Annotated in this window: 22 protein-coding genes; 2 read left to right on the plus strand and 20 right to left on the minus strand. The window is 72.0% G+C overall.

Going from position 1 to position 17715, the window contains the following annotated elements; genetic code table 11:
* Window positions 1–42: 42 nt before the first annotated feature.
* The gene (locus EWH70_RS29020) at window positions 43–690 is read right to left on the minus strand and encodes a class F sortase (protein WP_130478735.1); all 648 of its coding nucleotides are present in this window, start codon (window positions 688–690) and stop codon (window positions 43–45) included.
* A complete protein-coding gene (locus EWH70_RS29025; protein ID WP_130478736.1) occupies window positions 690–1712 on the minus strand; it encodes a hypothetical protein in 1023 nt (340 codons plus the stop codon). Before EWH70_RS29025 ends, EWH70_RS29020 begins: the two co-directional genes overlap by 1 nt.
* Before the next feature lie 180 nt (window positions 1713–1892).
* Here EWH70_RS29025 and EWH70_RS29030 point away from each other — a divergent pair, with 180 nt between their 5' ends.
* On the plus strand, window positions 1893–2288 hold the full coding sequence (locus EWH70_RS29030; protein WP_130478737.1) for an ArsR/SmtB family transcription factor: 396 nt from the start codon (window positions 1893–1895) through the stop codon (window positions 2286–2288).
* The gene (locus EWH70_RS29035; protein WP_205669305.1) at window positions 2285–2716 is read left to right on the plus strand and encodes a Fur family transcriptional regulator; all 432 of its coding nucleotides are present in this window, start codon (window positions 2285–2287) and stop codon (window positions 2714–2716) included. The genes EWH70_RS29030 and EWH70_RS29035 overlap by 4 nt, the downstream gene beginning before the upstream one ends.
* Window positions 2717–2945: 229 nt before the next feature.
* On the opposite strand, the gene EWH70_RS29040 is transcribed toward EWH70_RS29035, so the two are convergent.
* The 18 genes from EWH70_RS29040 to hrcA form a co-directional block, all read right to left on the minus strand.
* On the minus strand, window positions 2946–3683 hold the full coding sequence (locus EWH70_RS29040) for a TIGR03943 family putative permease subunit (RefSeq protein ID WP_130478738.1): 738 nt from the start codon (window positions 3681–3683) through the stop codon (window positions 2946–2948).
* A complete protein-coding gene (locus EWH70_RS29045) occupies window positions 3683–4675 on the minus strand; it encodes a permease (RefSeq protein WP_130478739.1) in 993 nt (330 codons plus the stop codon). The genes EWH70_RS29040 and EWH70_RS29045 overlap by 1 nt, the downstream gene beginning before the upstream one ends.
* Window positions 4676–4705: 30 nt before the next feature.
* On the minus strand, window positions 4706–5122 hold the full coding sequence (locus EWH70_RS29050; RefSeq protein ID WP_130478740.1) for a YbjN domain-containing protein: 417 nt from the start codon (window positions 5120–5122) through the stop codon (window positions 4706–4708).
* Window positions 5119–5934: an isoprenyl transferase gene (locus EWH70_RS29055; protein ID WP_130478741.1), complete on the minus strand. Its 816-nt coding sequence runs from the start codon at window positions 5932–5934 to the stop codon at window positions 5119–5121. Before EWH70_RS29055 ends, EWH70_RS29050 begins: the two co-directional genes overlap by 4 nt.
* Before the next feature lie 2 nt (window positions 5935–5936).
* Entirely contained in the window at window positions 5937–6725 is a 789-nt protein-coding gene (gene recO / locus EWH70_RS29060; protein ID WP_130478742.1) for a DNA repair protein RecO, read from the minus strand.
* Window positions 6726–6743: 18 nt separating this feature from the next.
* Entirely contained in the window at window positions 6744–7220 is a 477-nt protein-coding gene (locus EWH70_RS29065) for a CD225/dispanin family protein (protein ID WP_130478743.1), read from the minus strand.
* A 158-nt stretch (window positions 7221–7378) separates the two neighbouring features.
* Window positions 7379–8392, minus strand: coding sequence for an RDD family protein (locus EWH70_RS29070; protein ID WP_205669306.1), 1014 nt, complete (start codon window positions 8390–8392; stop codon window positions 7379–7381).
* 24 nt (window positions 8393–8416) lie between these two features.
* Window positions 8417–8875 carry a DUF2752 domain-containing protein gene (locus EWH70_RS29075; RefSeq protein ID WP_240687292.1) on the minus strand — a complete coding sequence of 153 codons (459 nt, stop codon included), beginning with the start codon at window positions 8873–8875 and terminating at the stop codon, window positions 8417–8419.
* Window positions 8872–9234 carry a CD225/dispanin family protein gene (locus EWH70_RS36345; protein ID WP_130478745.1) on the minus strand — a complete coding sequence of 121 codons (363 nt, stop codon included), beginning with the start codon at window positions 9232–9234 and terminating at the stop codon, window positions 8872–8874. Before EWH70_RS36345 ends, EWH70_RS29075 begins: the two co-directional genes overlap by 4 nt.
* A gap of 72 nt (window positions 9235–9306) precedes the next feature.
* Window positions 9307–10206: a GTPase Era gene (era, locus tag EWH70_RS29085; protein WP_130478746.1), complete on the minus strand. Its 900-nt coding sequence runs from the start codon at window positions 10204–10206 to the stop codon at window positions 9307–9309.
* A gap of 32 nt (window positions 10207–10238) precedes the next feature.
* The gene (locus EWH70_RS29090; RefSeq protein WP_130478747.1) at window positions 10239–10577 is read right to left on the minus strand and encodes a cytidine deaminase; all 339 of its coding nucleotides are present in this window, start codon (window positions 10575–10577) and stop codon (window positions 10239–10241) included.
* Window positions 10570–11907, minus strand: a complete 1338-nt coding sequence (locus EWH70_RS29095) for a hemolysin family protein (protein ID WP_130478748.1) — start codon at window positions 11905–11907, stop codon at window positions 10570–10572. Before EWH70_RS29095 ends, EWH70_RS29090 begins: the two co-directional genes overlap by 8 nt.
* 2 nt (window positions 11908–11909) lie before the next feature.
* Window positions 11910–12467, minus strand: a complete 558-nt coding sequence (gene ybeY, locus EWH70_RS29100; RefSeq protein WP_130478749.1) for an rRNA maturation RNase YbeY — start codon at window positions 12465–12467, stop codon at window positions 11910–11912.
* A complete protein-coding gene (locus EWH70_RS29105; protein ID WP_130478750.1) occupies window positions 12464–13537 on the minus strand; it encodes a PhoH family protein in 1074 nt (357 codons plus the stop codon). Before EWH70_RS29105 ends, ybeY begins: the two co-directional genes overlap by 4 nt.
* A gap of 86 nt (window positions 13538–13623) precedes the next feature.
* A complete protein-coding gene (locus tag EWH70_RS29110; protein ID WP_130478751.1) occupies window positions 13624–13983 on the minus strand; it encodes a histidine triad nucleotide-binding protein in 360 nt (119 codons plus the stop codon).
* 515 nt (window positions 13984–14498) lie between these two features.
* A complete protein-coding gene (locus EWH70_RS29115) occupies window positions 14499–15251 on the minus strand; it encodes a 16S rRNA (uracil(1498)-N(3))-methyltransferase (protein ID WP_130478752.1) in 753 nt (250 codons plus the stop codon).
* Window positions 15248–16411, minus strand: a complete 1164-nt coding sequence (dnaJ, locus tag EWH70_RS29120) for a molecular chaperone DnaJ (RefSeq protein ID WP_130478753.1) — start codon at window positions 16409–16411, stop codon at window positions 15248–15250. The genes EWH70_RS29115 and dnaJ overlap by 4 nt, the downstream gene beginning before the upstream one ends.
* A 28-nt stretch (window positions 16412–16439) precedes the next feature.
* Complete coding sequence (gene hrcA, locus EWH70_RS29125; RefSeq protein ID WP_130478754.1) at window positions 16440–17465, minus strand: heat-inducible transcriptional repressor HrcA; 1026 nt, start codon at window positions 17463–17465, stop codon at window positions 16440–16442.
* Window positions 17466–17715 lie beyond the last annotated feature (250 nt).

Here is a 17715-nt window from a genome sequence, read left to right on the forward strand (position 1 = left end):
GCCACTAATATGGCGTACCCCGGATGAGGGACGTGCGCCGGGTCACGGTTTGGCGATCAGCTGTGCGATGACGATGCGGTTGTCCCGGTAGCCGTCGGTGCCGCCGACGTAGTCGCCGCCGCAGGTCACCAGGACCAGGCGGTGCGCGCCGTCCGGCCCGAACAGTTCCTCGGCCCTGGCCGGCAAGTCGTTCTTGTGCACGGTGACGATCCCGGTCACCCGGTAGAGCCACCGTCCGCCGGTCGTGTCGACGACGCTGACGTCCTGCCCGGGCACGGTGCGCCACAGCTCGTCGAACGGGCCGGGCCGCGAGTTCCAGTTGACGTGACCGGACAGCAGCGCCGCACCGTTCGGCGCGCCCAGCTTCACGCCCCACCAGGTGGCTTCCGCGAGGCCGTCCGGGATGGGCAGCACGCCGTCGTCGGTGACCTCCCTGCGCACCAGCGTCGCGGTACCGCCCTCGGGCAGGCGGACGGTTCCGGGCGGCTGACCCGGGCCGGGCACGCCCTCCCCCAGTGCCGACGCGGGCAGCTGGCTGCCGGACGGCGGTGGCGCCGCGGCGGGCCCGGCGTCACCGGCGAGACCGCTGAACGCGAGCACCCAGACCCCGGCTCCGGCCGCGACCAGCGCGCCGAGTGCGAGCAGGGCCGCGACCACACGGTCGCGGCGGGAACGCTCGCCCTCGGCCATCAGGCGGGTGGCCGGCGCCGCCGCAACACGGCGACGGCCGCCACGCCGAGGACGGCTCCGGTGCCGAGCAGGCCGTAACCCAGGAGGTCGTCACCGCCGGGGTCCGTGCCCGCGGGCACCTTCGTGGGCACCTTGGGCTTGGCCGGCGGGGCCGCGGCGCCGCTGAAGTTCTTCGGCACCGAGCAGCTCACCCCGCCCAGGACCATGCGGGTCTTCACGTCGGCGGTCTGGCCGTCGCCGCGCACGACGTGGCTGACGATCTCGACCAGCCACCCGCCGACGGCGGTGGCGTCGCCCGCCCGCCACTGGTCTTGCCGCAGCAGTTCGTCGAACCGGGTGACGCGGCGGATGGTGAGGTCGGAGGTGGTCTTGTCCTTGTCGATGCCGGGCACGGCCGTCGGCGGGCCGAACGGCAGGCCTTTCAGCGACAGCGGCGTACTGCCCTCGGGCACCGAGACCTGGTCGAGGCCGGTGTCGGTGCGTACCCAGAGCCGGTCGACGGTCGACGACGCGGTCAGCGCACCGGGCCGGGCGCACTCGACCGAGGTGCGGGCGCGCTGCATCGCCAGGACGGTGTTGTCGATCGGCCGGTCACCGCCGATGGCCTGGTCCTGCAGGGCGTAGTTGGTCTCGGCGACGGCGGCCGGCACGGTGTCCTGGCGCAGCGCGGCGGTCACGGCGTGGGCGCGGCTGCCGACACCGTCCGGGTAGGGGCCGGGCGCGGCGAACTGGCCGAGGTGGACGAGGTAGTTCTCGCCGAGCGCCTTGCGCTCGCCCGCGTCGCGGGGCACCAGGTTGCGGCTGGGGGTGAGCCGGGACTGGCCGGGGGTGGTGGGCGACTTCTGCGTCTCGGTGATGACCGTTCCGGCCTGGGGTCCCTCTCCGACTCTGACGGCGATGGCGTTGGCGAACGACACCGGCCCGGTGCGTTCGTCGACCGGCGTCTGGGCCGCCGACGCGCCGGGAAGGGCCAGCAGAGCCGTCACCGAAACCGCCGCGGCGGCGAGCAACCTCGTCGTCATCTCTCCTCGAACCCCTGTCCGCAACGAACCCGCGAGTGGTTCGCACCACACGCGGCGGAAATGAAACTCTCACACATCCCGGGGGTCAAGTCACGCCGCTGCTGCATCCGCGTGACGCTGTGTGGTCCGGGGGACCACTAGGATGGTGGGGTATACCCCGGAGCAGGCTGGAGTTGTGCGATGTCGACGGTGAGCTCGGACGCGGTGCCCTCGGGGCTGCCCGACGAGCCCGACCAGCAGGTGCACTCCCCCGCGCGGCCCGCGTCGCCGCACGCGCCGGTGCACACCGCGGACACGCTGACCGAGGCCGGTGAGCTGCTGCGGGCGCTCGCCGCGCCGGTGCGGATCTCGATCGTGTTGCAGTTGCACGAGGCCGACCGGTGCGTGCACGAGCTCGTGGAGGCGCTGGGCGTCGCGCAGCCGCTGATCAGCCAGCACCTGCGGGTGCTGAAGGCGGCCGGGGTCGTACACGGCGAACGGCGGGGGCGCGAGGTGGTGTACCGCCTCGTCGACGACCACCTGGCCCACATCGTCGTGGACGCCGTGGAACACGTGCAGGAGGGCAGGCATCAGTGAGCGTTACCACCCGAGGGCCGGCTCCGCTGCCGGGACGGCGGGCCACCAAGCAGCGCGCGGCCGTCGTCGAGCTGCTCGACGACACCGACGACTTCCGCTCGGCCCAGGAACTGCACGACGAGCTGCGCAAACGTGGTGAGGGCATCGGCCTGACCACGGTGTACCGGACGCTGCAGTCGCTGTCGGAGGCCGGTGAGATCGACGTCCTGCGCACCGACTCGGGCGAGGCCATCTACCGGCGCTGCTCGTCGCACCACCACCATCACCTGGTGTGCCGGCACTGCGGGTTCACCGTCGAGGTGGAGGGCCCGGCCGTGGAGCGCTGGGCCGACAAGGTGGCGGCGGAGAACGGCTTCTCCGACGTGAGCCACACCGTGGAGATCATGGGCACCTGCGCCACCTGTGAGCGCAAGCTCGCGTCGTCCTGACGCCCGGGGTTCCCGCCACATTTCGTGACCGCCGGACGGCGGAACTCGCGGTCCTGAGCGCAGAACTCAGGATGTGGACCCGGCTCTCCTGTCGTGAGGTGGCGGGGTGACCGGTGATGCGGTTGTGACGCCTGGTGCGGCTGGGACCTGTAGGGCCGGGTGAAGGCCTAGTTCCTGCCGTCTCACCTGATGAAGGTGGCCTTCACGTGCTGCGGGCGGGATCGGGCGGCTAGTACTCGTAGGGGTCCTGGGGAGCCTGGACGCGGCGGGCCGTGGCCAGGGTGAGGTCGGGCGTGTAGCCGTTGGCGGTGGTCGCCGAGCCGGGGACCACCTGGCCGGTCACCTCGATCCAGGTGTCGGCGGGCAGCCCGGCCACGGCACCGGTGCCGCCGGTCACGCGCACGGTGACCGGGTAGGCGTCGGCCGCGCAGCAGCCGATCACCATCCTGGCCAGCAGTGTCGACCCCTGCTCGTGCACGACGAACCCGGTCAGCGACACCGTCCGCCCGTTCAGCGAGCCGTTGCCGTCCCAGCCCGCTCTGGTGACGAACTCGGTCACCGTCAGCGGGACCACCGGCCCCTCGGGCAGCGGCGGGAACGCCGACGCGTCGCGGACCGCGCCCTGCGGCGCCCTGGCCTGCGTGCGGGTCACCGAGTCCGACCCCAGCGCGGGCGGCGCCACCAGGAACACGGCCAGCACCGGCAGCACGAGCAGCCACGCCGACCGCGCCGGGTGCGCGTGCCCGGCGTGCTCGGCGTGCCCGCCGGACCGGGCCCGGCCACGCCGTGCCGCCAGCAGGTCGCGGCCCATCGCCAGCACACCGAGCAGCACCATCACCGCACCGGCGGCGATGATCCACGGCTGCTGCGCCGGCTTGACGTAACGTAGGTAGTCGCCGTTGATCGCGATCTTCAGCAGCGCACCGCCGAGCAGCAGCAACAGGATGTTTTGCGTCTCCCTGCGCATCAGAGCACCACCGCCCCGGCCAGCACCGCACACGCCACCGCGACCACGAACGTCACCGGCGCGAACCGCAACGCGAACGAGCGCCCGAACGTGCCCGCCTGCAGCGCGAACAGCTTCACGTCCACGGCGGGCCCGACGACGAGGAACACCAGCTTCGGCAGCAGCGGCAAGGCCGTCAGCGACGCCGCGACGAACGCGTCGGCCTCACTGCACAGCGCCAGCACCACGGCCAGCACCGCCATCACCAGCACCCCGAGCACGATCTGGTCGCCCAGCGCGCCGAACCACTCGGCGGGCACCAGGACGCCGAGCGCGGCCGAGATCAACGCGCCCAGCACCAGGAAACCGCCCGCCTCGACCAGGTCGGCGCGGGCCGTCTCGGTGAACGTGCGCCACCGCGACCCCGGCTCGCTGTCGGGCAGCCGCCGCAGCGCACGCTCGGCGATCCACTCCGCCTTGCCGAACCGGACCCACAGCCAGCCCATCACCATCGCCGTGCCCAGCGAGCCGAGGAACCGGGCCAGCACCATGCCCGGCTGACCGGGGAAGGCCACCGCCGTGGCCACCAGCACAACCGGGTTCACCGCGGGCGCGGCGAGCAGGAACGTCAGCGCCACACCGGGTGCCACACCCTGGCCCATCAGCCTGCGGGCCACCGGAACCGACGCGCACTCGCAGCCGGGCAGCGCCACCCCGGCGAGTCCGGCCACGCCGACGGCCGCGCCCTCGTTACGCGGCAGCACCCGGCGCAGCACCCTGGCCGGCACGAACGCCGCGATCGCACCGCTGATCAGCACGCCGAGCACGAGGAACGGCAGCGCCTGCACGCACACCGCGACGAACACCGTCGACCCGGTCCGCAGCGCGGGAACGTCCAGCACGTCCTGCAGCCACGCCTGTCCCAGGATCGCGATCAGCAGGACACCGCAGAGCACCTCGATGGAGGTGATCCGCCAGCGGCGACGCGGTGGGCTATCGGCAACCGTTTCCACCTGGCCGATGATGCACCAACCACCGACAGTTCAGTCGGCCGGAGTCTCCAAGAGGTCCGTTCGCAGACCCGACGCGGTCGAGATGACCAGCATCAGCAGCGTTCCCAGCGCCGCCGTCGTCATCCCGGCCGCGGGGAACGCGTAGCGCAGCGTCACGTCCAGCCCGTTCTCGGTCCGCACGACGCCGAGGGTGCCGAACAGTCCCTGCCCGGCCCGCTCGGCCGCTCCTGCGGCCAGCGCGGGGTCGTCGGGCAGGTCCCAGGCGACCACGCAGGTCAGGCTGAGCACGGTCAGCCCCTCCGCCAGCTGGGTCGCCTGGACCACGCAGGGCACCCCGCCGTGGGAGAACGTCAGCGTCCCGTCGTCGTCCACCCTGACGTCGAGGTAGCGCTCCAGCGCCTCGGCAGCGTGGGTGAGCAGCGCGCCGGTGTCCTGGGCCTCGCTCACGCGCCCTCCCCCGCCGCGTCCACCGCGCCGCCGAACCGGCGGTCGCGCTTGGCGTACTCCAGGCACGCCTCCCACAGCCGCCGCCGGTCGAAGTCGGGGAACAGGGTGTCCTGGAAGACGAACTCGGCGTAGGCCGACTGCCAGGGCAGGAAGTTCGACGTCCGCAGCTCCCCGCTGGGCCGCAGGAACAGGTCCACGTCCGGCATCTCCGGCTGGTAGAGGTAGCGGGCCAGGGTGCGTTCGTCCACCTTGTCCGGGTTGATCTTGCCCTCGGCGGCGAGCTGCGCGATCCGCCTGGCGGCGTCGCCGATCTCGGCCCGCCCGCCGTAGTTGACGCACATGGTCATGTTCATGACCGTGTTGTGCTTCGTCTTCTCCTCGGCGTCCTGCAGCTCCTTGATGACGCTGCGCCACAGCCGCGGGCTGCGGCCCGCCCACCGGATGCGCACGCCGATCGAGCCGAGGTAGTCGACCTGCCTGCGGATGGTCTCGCGGTGAAAGCCCATCAGGAACCGGATCTCCTCCGGGCTGCGCTTCCAGTTCTCGGTGGAGAACGCGTACACCGACAGCCACTTGATGCCCAGCTCGACGGCGCCGCTGGCGACGTCGATCATCACCGCCTCGCCACGCTTGTGTCCCTCGGTGCGCGGCAGGCCCCTGCGGTTGGCCCAGCGGCCGTTGCCGTCCATCACCAGGGCCACGTGCCGGGGCACCAGCTCCGCCGGGATGGCGGGCGGCGTCGCACCCGACGGGTGAGGATCGGGCGGACGCACCGTCGCCGGCGCCGCCTTCTCACGTCCCCTGCGCAGCACCACTACTCCTCGCTGTCGACCGTCACCGTCGCGGCCGACCCTACTTCCCGCGTCTCCCGCGCCCGCCGGTCCACCAGCGGTAGCGACCGCAGCTGCCGCTCCAGGTGGTACTGCAGATGGGCGGCGACCAGGCCGCTGGTGTCGCGGCGCACGGCCGCGGTCGACGTCTCCGCCTCGGCCCAGTCGCCGTGCAGCAACGCCGCCAGCAGACCGAACACCTCGGGTGAGGGCAGCACGCAGCCCGCCACCCGGCACCGGGCACACAGCGCGCCACCGGCCGCGACGTTGAACGCCCGGTGCGGACCGGGGTCGCCGCAGCGGGCGCACTCGCTGATGGCAGGCGCCCAGCCGGCGAACGCCATCGCCCGCAGCAGGAAAGCGTCCAGCACCAGCGCGGACTCCCGCTCGCCACCGGCCAGCGCCCGCAGCGCCCCGGTGACCAGCAGGTACAGCTTCAGCGCCGGCTCACCCTCCTCGGCGGTGAGCCGGTCGGCGGTCTCGGCGATCGCGCTGGCCGCGGTGTAGGCCTGGTAGTCGGCCACGATCGGCAGCGCGAACGCGTCGACGGTCTGGACCTGCGTGACGACGTCGAGCGTGCGGCCGGTGTAGAACTGGACGTCGACGTGGCCGAACGGCTCCAGCCGGGCCCCGAACCGGGAGCCGGTGCGGCGCACGCCCTTGGCGACGGCCCGAACCTTGCCGTGCCGCCGGGTCAGCAGGGTGATGATCCGGTCGGCCTCACCCAGCTTGTGCGTGCGCAGCACCACCCCGGTGTCGCGATACAGGCTCACGACACCATCGTCGCACTATCAGCAGTAGCTGGAGTAATCACAGGGGTCGTAGGAGCTGGCCCAGATGGCGCCGCTGGCGGCCAGGATGATCAGGATCAGCCCCAGGACACAACCGATACCGCCGAGGATGCTGGAGATCAGGCAGATCGTCTTCGTCGTCCGCGACGCCTGCTCGGCCATCGGGTAGTTGCCCTGCATCTTGTACGTGCCGACCTCGTTGGACTTCATGATCGCGAAGATCCCGAGGATCAGCCCGCCCAGGAACAGCGACGCGATCGCCCAGCCCTTGTAGTCGGGGATCGAGTTGATGTCGCCACCGCCCGGCATTCCGGGGCCACCACCGGGTGCGCCGTACGCCGGCTGGCCGTACGGCGGCGACGGCTGCCCGTAGGGGGCGGGCATGGCGCCGGACGGCGGGCCGTAACCGGGCTGCTGCGGCGGCTGCTGGCCATAGGGCTGCTGCCCGTAACCCGGCTGGCCATACGGATTGGTCACTGGGGTTCCCCCACTTCTGCTACCTGCGAAAGTCGATGAACAAAACTAGCTGTTCCGGCCGACCAGGTCGGTCGGCGGGAGCGTACTCGGTCGGGTGATCGCACACGCCACCGGCTGAGACGAGACGGCGGGGCGGAACGTTCCACCCCGCCGGGTACTCACTGGAACGGCGCGGGCGGTGACTGACCGAAACCGGGCTGCTGGCCCATGGCGCCGTACGGCTGCTGCTGGCCGAATCCGGGGCCGGGCGGCATGCCGGTCTTCGGCACCACGACGACGACGGTCTTGAGGATCTTGTCAGCGAACGTCTGGCTCTTCTCGTCCCACAGCGGCCACAGGTAGCCGATGCTGCAGGCCGCGTTGTCCAGGGCGTGGCACAGGTCGCGCAGGAACGCCTGCCCGGCGCCGATCGGCTGGCCGGTCTGCTCGCCGACGAGCTTGATCCCGACCATCTTCTTGCCCAGCGACTGGCCGGTGTTGCCTGCCTGGATCCACCTGTTGAAGATGTTCCAGGCGATCCCGCCCAGCCAGCCCAGCACCATGAGGATGGTGCCGAAGGTGATGCTGGCGAACATCACCAGCCCGCCGATCAGGACCAGCGCCAGCATCGGTCCCATGTCGATCAGGTAGGCACCGACCCGCTGGCCCCAGTGGGCCAGCTGCTGCCCGCCGGCGGGGGCGGCCTGGCCGGGGAACGGGCTGGCGCCGAACGGCGGCGCGCCACCGGGCTGCCCGCCGAACGGGTTAGCCGGCGCCTGCTGGCCGGGCTGGCCGAACGGGTTGGCCGGGGGCTGCCCGGGCTGCTGCGGCGGAGCGGGCTGGGCCTGGGGCACCGGCGCGGGCTGCGCGGGGAACGGCGCCGACGGCGGCTGGGCCCCGGGCTGGGGCGCGAACGGGTTCGGCGGGGCCGACGCAGGCTGCTGCGCCTGGGGTACCGGTCCGGACTGGGGCGGCCCCTGCTGTCCGGGCATCGCCTCCGGCGTGACGCGCTGCGTCGGGCCGTCCGCGGGCTGCCCACCGGCGGGGGGACGCACGACCTGGGTGGCTTCGGCCTCGGCGAACGCGCCGGAGCCGACTCGCTGGGTCGCCCCGTCGGGCGTACCAGGCGCCGGGGGCGGCGGAATGCGGGTGGTCGGTTCCGGCTGATCCTGCGGACCGGTCGGGTTGCTCAACGAAATTCCCCTCGTCGGAAAGCGTCAGACGTACAGTGTGTCGAACGGCGGGAACGGCAGATTCCGCACGATGAACCAGCCGCCGAGTACGACGGCGCAGATCAACGGCGTCCACCGCCAGTGCAGCCAGCTGTTCACCGGTCTGCCCCGCCAGCGGCCAACCGCCCACGCGGCAATACTCCAGCAGAACAGCAGCACGAACACCAGCGACACGGCGTTGTAGTGCAGGGCTGCCGGCAGGTCGCCGCGGAGCAGGCTGTACATCATGCGGGTACCGCCGCAGCCTGGGCAGATGATGCCGGTGAGCGTCTTGGTGGGACAGGGCGGCAGCAGGCCACCGGGTGTCGTGGGGTCGGCCCACAGCACGAACCCGCAGCAGGCCGCACCGCCGGCGGCCAGCGCCACGACGGGGCCGATCCGGCGCAGCCGGCCGCGCCAGTCGGCTGCCGGGGCACCGGTGTAGACGGGGTGGGTAACGGTCACGGGACGAGCTGGCTCCATGTCACGCCGCCGATCACGAAGATCATGAACACGATGAACAGCAGATAGAGCAGGGCGAAGATGACCAGGCTGAGGGCCGACCAGATCGACCACTTCTTGGCCGCGTCCGCCGCCCGGTGCGCCGCCTCGAACTGCCCCTGCGCCCAGAGGCCGTTGACCTCGCTGGCCTTGACGATCGCCACGATGCCCAGCGGCGGACAGCACATCACGGTGGACAGGATCGCCCAGACCAGGTTGTTCTCCGGAGGCGGCCCCTGCGGTGGCCCGCCGTAGGGGTACTGCGGATAGCCACCCGTGCCCGGGCCGTACTGCCCGTAGTTGCCGCCGTATGGGTCGGTCACGTGCGTCTCCCCTGTTGCTGCTGAGCCGCCCAGACCCTAACCCAGGACCTGGCACCCGCACGGGCGAACCGCCTAGAAGCCCAGACGGCGGAGCTGCTTCGGGTCGCGCTGCCAGTCCTTGGCCACCTTGATGTGCAGGTCGAGGTAGACCTTGCTGCCCAGCAGCGCCTCGATCTGCCTGCGCGCCTCGGCGCCGACCTGCCGCAGCCGCTGCCCCTGGTGCCCGAGGATGATCCCCTTCTGGCTGGGCCGCTCGACGTAGAGCAGTGCGTGCACGTCCACCAGATCGTCGCGGCCCTCGCGGGGCAGCATCTCCTCGACGGTGACCGCGATCGAGTGCGGCAGCTCGTCGCGGACGCCTTCCAGCGCGGCCTCGCGGATCAGCTCGGCCACCAGTGTCTGCTCCGGCTCGTCGGTCAGCTCGCCGTCGGGGTAGAGCGGCGGGCCCTCGGGCAGCTTGCCGACCAGCAGGTCGGCCACGGTGCCGACCTGGAAGCCGTCGACGGCCGACACCGGAACCAGGTCGGCGAACTCCATGACCTCCTGCAGGGCCAGCAGCTGCGCGGCGACCGCGTCCGGGGGCACCAGGTCGGTTTTGGTGACCACGCCGACCACCGGGGTCCGCCGCGCGATCTTGGCCAGCTCACCGGCGATGAACCGGTCACCGGGGCCGATCTTCTCGTTGGCCGGCACGCAGAACCCGACGACGTCCACTTCGGACCAGGTCGAGTGCACGATGTCGTTGAGCCGCTGGCCGAGCAGCGTGCGGGGCCGGTGCAGGCCAGGAGTGTCCACAATGACCAGCTGGGCGTCGGGCCGGTGGACGATGCCGCGGACCGCGTGCCGGGTGGTCTGGGGCTTGCTCGACGTGATCGCGACCTTGGTGCCGACGAGGGCGTTGGTCAGCGTCGACTTGCCGGCGTTGGGACGGCCGACGAAGCAGGCGAACCCGGAGCGGTGCGTGGTGCTCATCGGTGCATTCTCACGTACCGGTGCCCGGCGGCTCAGCGCAGGACCTCCTGGACGGTGCCACCGGGGTCGGCGCGGTAGACGGGGGCGCGGTCGGAGAGGTCACGCACGGCGTGCACGGACGCCTCGCGGAACACCGGCTCGGCACCGACGACGGCGGCGGCCTCCAGGCCCTCGGCCCCGCTGGACACGGCCGCGGCGACGGCGGCCTGCAGCGCGGTGAGCTTGAGCGAGGGCAGGTCGACGGTGGCGGCGGCGTAGGTGCGGCCGTCGGTGTCGCGGACGGCGGCGCCCTCCTCGGCGCCGGTGCGGGCGCGTGCCGAGCGGGCCAGGATGACCAGCTTCTCGTCCTCGGCGTCCAGGGGTTCAGGCATGTTCCACGCTCCGTTCGTCGGTGTTGTCCGGCCGGGGCACCCGCAGGCGCCTGCCGGCGAGGCGTTCGTCGTCGGCCCGGACGACGACGGTGGTGATGCGCATGCGGCCGCGCCGGTCCTTGCCGCCTTCGGCGTGCAGCCGCAGCCCGGCGACCTCGGCTTCCGCGCCGGGCAGCGGTACCCGGCCGAGGCGCTGAGCGAGCAGGCCGCCGACGGTCTCGACGTCGTGGTCGTCCAGTTCCAGTCCGAACAGTTCGCCGAGGTCGTCCACGCCGAGCCGCGCGGACACCCGGACGGACCGGTCGTCGAGGTACTCGACGGGCGGGCGTTCCTCGGTGTCGGACTCGTCGGTGATCTCGCCGACGATCTCCTCGAGGATGTCCTCGATGGTGAGCAGGCCGGCGGTGCCGCCGTACTCGTCGACGGCGACGGCCATGTGGTTGCGGGACAGCTGCATTTCCCGCAGCAGCTCGTCGAGCCGTTTGGAGTCGGGGACGAAGCCGGCCTCGTTCATCAGCTCGCCGACCTGGCGGGCGGGCCCGTCCTGCTGCATGGCGGCGCTGGCGAGGTCCTTGATGTTGACCACGCCGACGATGTCGTCGACGGACTCGTCGATCACCGGCAGCCGGGAGAACCCGCTGCGCAGCGACAGGGCCAGCGCCTGGCGCACGGTCTTGTCCCGTTCGATCCAGACGATCTCGGTGCGCGGGACCATGACCTCGCGGGCGACGGTGTCGCCCAGCTCGAACACGGAGTGGATCATCTCCCGCTCGGAGTCCTCGACGACGCCGCGTTCCTGGGCGAGGTCGACCAGTTCCCGCAGCTCGACCTCGGTGGTGAACGGGCCTTCGCGGAAGCCCTTGCCGGGGGTGATGGCGTTGCCCAGCAGGATCAGCAGGCGGCTGAGCGGGCCGAGCACGGTGCCGAGCACACGGACCGGTCCGGCGAGCAGCGTGCCGACCCGGTAGGGGTGCTGGCGGCCGATGGTGCGCGGGCCGACGCCGACGATGACGTAGCTGACGACGACCATGACCACACCGGCGACGAGCACGGCCAGCGCGACCGGCTGGATCCAGCGCAGGAAGACGATGGTGACCAGGACCGTCGAGGTCACCTCGCAGCCCAGCCGCAGCAGGAGCAGCAGGTTGATGTGCCTGCGGCGTTCGCCGATGACGGCGACGAGCTGGCGGGCGCCGGTGCGGCCGAGCCGGACCAGGCCTTCGGCCCTGGCCAGCGAGACCGCGCTGACGGCGGCGTCGGCCGCGGCGAACAGGCCGCCGAGCAGGACGAGGGTGACGGCGAGGACGAGCAGGCCGGTGGAGCCGGACATGGTCAGCCGGCTGTGCCGGGGTCGTCCGTGGCGCTGTCGAGGCCTGCGGTGCCCAGGACGCGGTCGTCGGCGCTGCGCTGGGCGTTCTGCCGCTGGACGGCCGCGGTCGCGGCACGGAACTCGCCAAGGATGCGCTTCTGCAGGCCGAACATCTCCTTCTCCTCGGCCGGTTCGGCGTGGTCGTAGCCGAGCAGGTGCAGCACGCCGTGGACGGTGAGCAGGTGCAGTTCGTCCATGAGGGTGTGGCCCGCGGTGCGGGCCTGGTCCCTGGCGAAGGCCGGGCACAGCACGATGTCACCGAGCAGCGCGGGCGAGGCGTCGGCGGCGTCCGGGCGCCGGGTGGATTCCAGCTCGTCCATGGGGAAGGCCATGACGTCGGTGGGGCCGGGCAGGTCCATCCACCGTTCGTGCAGGTCCTCCATGACGTCGAGGGTGACCAGCAGGACCGACAGCTCGGCCAGCGGGCTGACCTCCATCTTGTCCAGCGCGAAGCGGGCGGCGGACACGATCGACGCCTCGTCGACGCCGACGCCGGACTCGTTGGCGATCTCGATGCTCACCGACGGCCCTTCCAGCCGTTGGCCGGCTCGGCGTCCTGGGCGGCCTGCCACTTCTCGTAGGCGTCGACGATGTCGCCGACCAGCTTGTGCCGCACCACGTCCTGGCTGGTCAGGGTGGCGAAGTGCAGGTCCTCGACGCCGTCGAGGATGTCACGCACGACCCGCAGGCCGCTGCGCTGGCCGCTGGGCAGGTCGACCTGGGTGATGTCGCCGGTGACGACGATCTTGGAGCCGAACCCGAGGCGGGTGAGGAACATCTTCATCTGTTCCGGCGTGGTGTTCTGCGCCTCGTCGAGGATGATGAACGCATCGTTGAGGGTGCGGCCGCGCATGTAGGCCAGCGGCGCGATCTCGATGGTCCCGGCCTGGGTGAGCCGCGGGATGGACTCGGGGTCGACCATGTCGTGCAGCGCGTCGTAGAGCGGGCGCAGGTAGGGGTCGATCTTCTCGTTGAGCGTGCCGGGCAGGTAGCCCAGCCGCTCGCCGGCCTCGACGGCCGGGCGGGTGAGCACGATCCGGGTGACCTGCTTGGCCTGCAGTGCCTGCACGGCCTTGGCCATGGCCAGGTAGGTCTTGCCGGTGCCGGCGGGGCCGATGCCGAAGACGACGGTGTGCTTGTCGATGGCGTCGACGTACTTCTTCTGGTTCAGCGTCTTGGGCCGGATGGTGCGGCCGCGGCGGGACAGGATGTCCAGGCTGAGCACGTCGGCGGGCGACTCGGCGCCGCCGGAGGACAGCATGCCGATGGTGCGCCGCACGGTGTCCGGCCCGACCTGCTGGCCGCGTCCGGCGAGGGTGACCAGCTCGGCGAAGACCCGCTCGGCGAAGGCGACGTCGGCGGGGACGCCGGTGAGGGTGACCTCGTTGCCGCGGACGTGGACGTCGGCGGCGAGGAGTTCCTCGGCGACCCGCAGGTTCTCGTCGCGTGACCCGAGCAGCGTGAGCACGGCGGCGTCCGGGATGGGGAACCGGGACTGTGCGGCCTGAGCGGTGCCGGGTGTGGAGTCGGGCTGGGGGACGTCCGGCGGGACGTCGGATCGGGCTGCTCCGCCCTGTGCGGTACCGGCCACTGAGCCTCGGGCCTGCTTTCTGCTGCTTCTCGGGTACGTCTGGACGCCTTCGATGCTAGCGGGTGGGGTGCGTGCGGCGCAGGTGGTTACCTGCCGGGCCCGCCGAAGTGGGCGAGCGGCTCACCACCGAGGACGTGCGCGTGGACGTGGAAGACCGTCTGCCCGGCGTCGCTGTCGGTGTTGAAGACCACCCGGTAGCCGGACCCGGTGATGCCTTCCTTCTCGGCGACGGTGGCGCAGGTGGCGACGACGTCGGCGAGCAGCTGCGGGTCGGCGGCGGCCAGCTCGGCGAGGTTGCGGTACCGCGTCTTGGGCACGACCAGCACGTGCACCCTGGCCTGTGGCGCGATGTCCCGGAACGCCAGGGTGGTCTCGGTCTCGTGCACGATCTCCGCCGGGATCTCCCGCGCGATGATCTTGAGGAACAACTCGTCCGCGTCACTCATGGCGCCCACCCTAGTGCCCTCACCAAGCCCCTTCACGGCACGTGAAGGCCACCTTCACCACGTGACACGTAATGAAGGTGGCCTTCACGTGCTTGGAACCGGGGCCGCGCGGGTGAGTGGGTGGGAACGTCCCGGCGAGCGAGGGCCCCCAGGCCCGAGCAACGCCCCCACGGCGAGCGAGGGCCGCCAGGCCCGAGCAAAGCCCACGCTGGTCAACGCACGACGCGACCACGCAGTCAGGACGAGGAGCACGCACCGTGGGGGTCTGGGGGCTCGGCCCCCAGAGACGACGCGGAACCGCGGGGAGCGAAGGTGGCGCAGCCACCGAGTAGACGCCGCGGCGCGGTGAAGCCTGGGGGTCGCTCCACCGCTGCCGCGGCTCCGCCGGACCGAGGGGGGAGGTGTCCGGCGGGGACATCAGCACTCGGGCTCTGTTCCTAGGGAAACCGTGTGTGCTGCCTTGGTTAACCACAGTAACGGTTGTCAATGGGGTTGCGCCACCGGCACAGCCATTTTTACGACCAGCGGTCGGTTATTGCGCCGAGTGCACCCAACGCCACCGCGCCGGCCGTGGATGCCCGCAACACGGTGGGGCCGAGCCGGACCGGCCGGGCGCCGGCTTCGGTGAGGGTGCGCAGTTCGTCGGCGGTGATGCCGCCTTCCGGGCCGACGACGAGGACGAGTTCGCCGGACCGGGGCAGTTCGGCGTCCGCGAGGCGGGTGTCCGCGGTGGCGTCGAGGACCAGGGCCGCGGCGGCGGCGCGGACGCGGTCGGCCAGGCCCGCTGTGCCGACCGGCGGGCTGACCTCGGGCAGCCGGCCGCGGCGGGCCTGTTTGGCGGCGGCGCGGGCGGTGGCCCGCCACCGGGCCAGTGCCTTGTCGCCGCGTGGGCCGTCGTCCCAGCGGGCGATGCTGCGGCTTGCCTGCCAGGGCAGTACGGCGTCGACGCCCGCTTCGGTGGCCAGTTCGACGGCGAGTTCGCCGCGGTCGCCCTTGATCAGGCCCTGCGCGAGCACGACCTGGGGTTCGGGCCGGGCCTCGTGCCAGCGGCGGCCGACGGTGAGGCCGAGGGTGGCGTCGCGGCCGGGACGGACGGTGTCGACGACGCATTCGGCGAGTTCACCGGCGCCGTCGGTGAGCACGAGGGTCTCCCCCGGGCGCAGCCTGCGCACGGTGGCGGCGTGGCGGGCCTCGTCGCCGTCGAGCACGGTGGTCTCGCCGGCGGGCAGCCGGTCGACCAGGAAGACCGGTGGCGTGGTGCCGCTCACCGGTGGCTGCGGGAGCGCAGCTTGGCGAACAGCCCGCCGTGCTTGCTGCCGTTGCCGGCGAGGCTGGGCAGTTCCTCGCCGCGGCGCTCGGCGAGCTGGCGCAGCAGGTCGCGCTGTCCCTCGTCGAGTTTGGTGGGGACGACGACGTCGATGTGGACGTGCAGGTCGCCGCGGCCGTCGACGCGGCCGGAGGAACGCAGGCGCGGCATTCCCTTGCCGGGCAGGAGCAGTTCGGTGCCGGGCTGGGTGCCCGGGTCGATCTCCAGGTCCTGCTCGCCGTCGATCAGCGTGTCCAGCGGCAGGGTGGCGCCGAGCGCCGCGGTGGTCATCGGGATGCGCAGGTTGCAGTGCAGGTCGCTGCCCTGCCGGACGAACAGGTCGTGCGGGGCCTCGTCGACCTCGACGTACAGGTCGCCTGCCGGGCCGCCGCCCGGGCCGACCTCGCCCTGTCCGGACAGCCGGATGCGCATGCCGTCGCCGACGCCGGCGGGGATCTTCGCGGTGATCGTGCGGCGGGACCGCACGCGGCCCTCGCCCGCGCACTGGCGGCACGGGTCGGTGATGACCTCGCCGAAGCCCCGGCACACCGGGCAGGGCCGCGCGGTGACGACCTGGCCGAGGAACGAGCGCTGCACCGACTGGACCTCGCCCTGGCCGCCGCAGGTGTCGCAGGTGACGACCTTGCCGCCCTCGGCGGTGCCCGCGCCGTGGCACAGGTCGCAGACGACGGCGGTGTCGACGGTCAGTTCCTTGTCGACGCCGGTCGCGCACTCCTCGAGGGTGAGGCCGATGCGGATGAGGGCGTCGGCGCCGGGCTGCACGCGGCTGCGCGGGCCACGCCCGCGTCCGCCGCCGCCCGCGGCGCCGAAGAAGGCGTCCATGATGTCGCCGAGGCCGCCGAAGCCGGCGAACGGGTCGCGCCCGGCACCGGCACTCGCGCCGTTGTCCATCGGGTCGCCGCCGAGGTCGACGATCTTGCGTTTCTGCGGGTCGGACAGCACCTCGTAGGCCGTGGTGACCTCGGCGAAGCGGCTGCGCGCGTCCTCGGCGGGGTTGACGTCGGGGTGCAGTTCGCGGGCCAGCTTGCGGTACGCGCGCTTGATCTCCTGATCGGTCGCGTTCTTCGCCACCCCGAGAATGCCGTAGTAGTCCCGTGCCACCGTCTCGCCCGTCCTCCTGTGAAAGCCGCTACCGGCCGGAGAGGATCTGGCCGACGTAGTTGGCGACCGCGCGCACCGCAGCGATGGTGCTCGGGTAGTCCATCCGAGTCGGCCCGACGATCCCCATCCCGCCGAGCAACGTGTCGTTGCCTCCGTACCCGATCGACACGACCGAGGTACTGCGCATCTGCTCGTCCTCATTTTCCTCACCGATGCGCACGGTGACGGCACCGGGGTTGCGTGCGGCCGCGAGCAGCTTGAGAACGACGACCTGTTCCTCCAGCGCTTCGAGCACCTGCCGCAGCGATCCGGGGAAGTCGGCGGCGTTGCGGGTGAGGTTGGCGGTGCCGCCGAGGACCAGCCGTTCCTCCGGGTGTTCGACCAGCGACTCGACGAGCACGGTGGCGACCCTGGTGAGCATGCCGCGCAGGTCGGCCGGGGCCTGGTCGGGCAGTTCGGCGACCTCGGCCGCGGCTTCGGTCAGCCTGCGCCCGCCGAGTGCCGAGTTGAGCACCGAGCGCAGCCGGGCGACCTGGTCCTCGGTGATGACGTCGCCGAGGTCGACGGTGCGCTGGTCGACGCGGCCGGTGTCGGTGATGAGCACGAGCATGAGCCGGGCCGGGGTCAGCGGGACCACTTCGAGGTGGCGCACCGAGGCGTTGGCGAGCATCGGGTACTGGATGACGGCGACCTGCCTGGTCAGCTGCGCGAGCAGCCGGACGGAGCGGCGCAGCACGTCGTCGATGTCGAGGGCGCCGTCGAGGAACTGGGTGATGGCCCTGCGCTCGGCGCCGGACAGCGGCTTGATCTCGGACAGCCGGTCGACGAAGACCCGGTAGCCCTTGTCGGTGGGGATGCGGCCGGCGCTGGTGTGGGGCTGGGTGATGTAGCCCTCCTCCTCCAGCGCCGCCATGTCGTTGCGGACTGTGGCGCTGGACACACCGAGGTTGTGCCGGTCGACGATGGCCTTGGAGCCCACCGGCTCCTGATGGGACACGTAGTCGGCGACGATCGCCCGCAGGACCTCGAACCGCCGCTCTTCCGTGTTGGCCACCGTGGCACCTCCCGTCCGCTCCGCGTCCGGTGTCCAGCTTAATGGCCCGCGGCCGGTGCGGGTGCGCGGCGAGTTGTGCGGCCGGTTCCGCCGGCGGCGCGATGGGTTATCTCGAACGTGGCGAATCCGGCTACGGAGCGTGCCCGATGGGACCGGAACGGGCCCAGGACACCCGCCGCCGCGAACCGCCTCAGCAGTCACATGAGTCCCGTGAGCCCCACGCGCCACTTCCGTAAAGGAGCAAGGGAGC

It is taken from the genome of Amycolatopsis suaedae (genome assembly GCF_004214935.1).
Taxonomy (GTDB): Bacteria; Actinomycetota; Actinomycetes; order Mycobacteriales; family Pseudonocardiaceae; genus Amycolatopsis; species Amycolatopsis suaedae.

What these genes read in the sequence shown, in the direction of transcription:
- EWH70_RS29110 (WP_130478751.1), bottom strand. Translation starts at nt 13,983, where the DNA reads ATGAGTGACGCGGACGAGTTGTTCCTCAAGATCATCGCGCGGGAGATC.
- EWH70_RS29040 (WP_130478738.1), bottom strand. Translation starts at nt 3,683, where the DNA reads ATGCGCAGGGAGACGCAAAACATCCTGTTGCTGCTGCTCGGCGGTGCG.
- EWH70_RS29020 (WP_130478735.1), bottom strand. Translation starts at nt 690, where the DNA reads ATGGCCGAGGGCGAGCGTTCCCGCCGCGACCGTGTGGTCGCGGCCCTG.
- EWH70_RS29030 (WP_130478737.1), top strand. Translation starts at nt 1,893, where the DNA reads ATGTCGACGGTGAGCTCGGACGCGGTGCCCTCGGGGCTGCCCGACGAG.
- EWH70_RS29095 (WP_130478748.1), bottom strand. Translation starts at nt 11,907, where the DNA reads ATGTCCGGCTCCACCGGCCTGCTCGTCCTCGCCGTCACCCTCGTCCTG.
- EWH70_RS29025 (WP_130478736.1), bottom strand. Translation starts at nt 1,712, where the DNA reads ATGACGACGAGGTTGCTCGCCGCCGCGGCGGTTTCGGTGACGGCTCTG.
- EWH70_RS29090 (WP_130478747.1), bottom strand. Translation starts at nt 10,577, where the DNA reads ATGCCTGAACCCCTGGACGCCGAGGACGAGAAGCTGGTCATCCTGGCC.
- era (WP_130478746.1), bottom strand. Translation starts at nt 10,206, where the DNA reads ATGAGCACCACGCACCGCTCCGGGTTCGCCTGCTTCGTCGGCCGTCCC.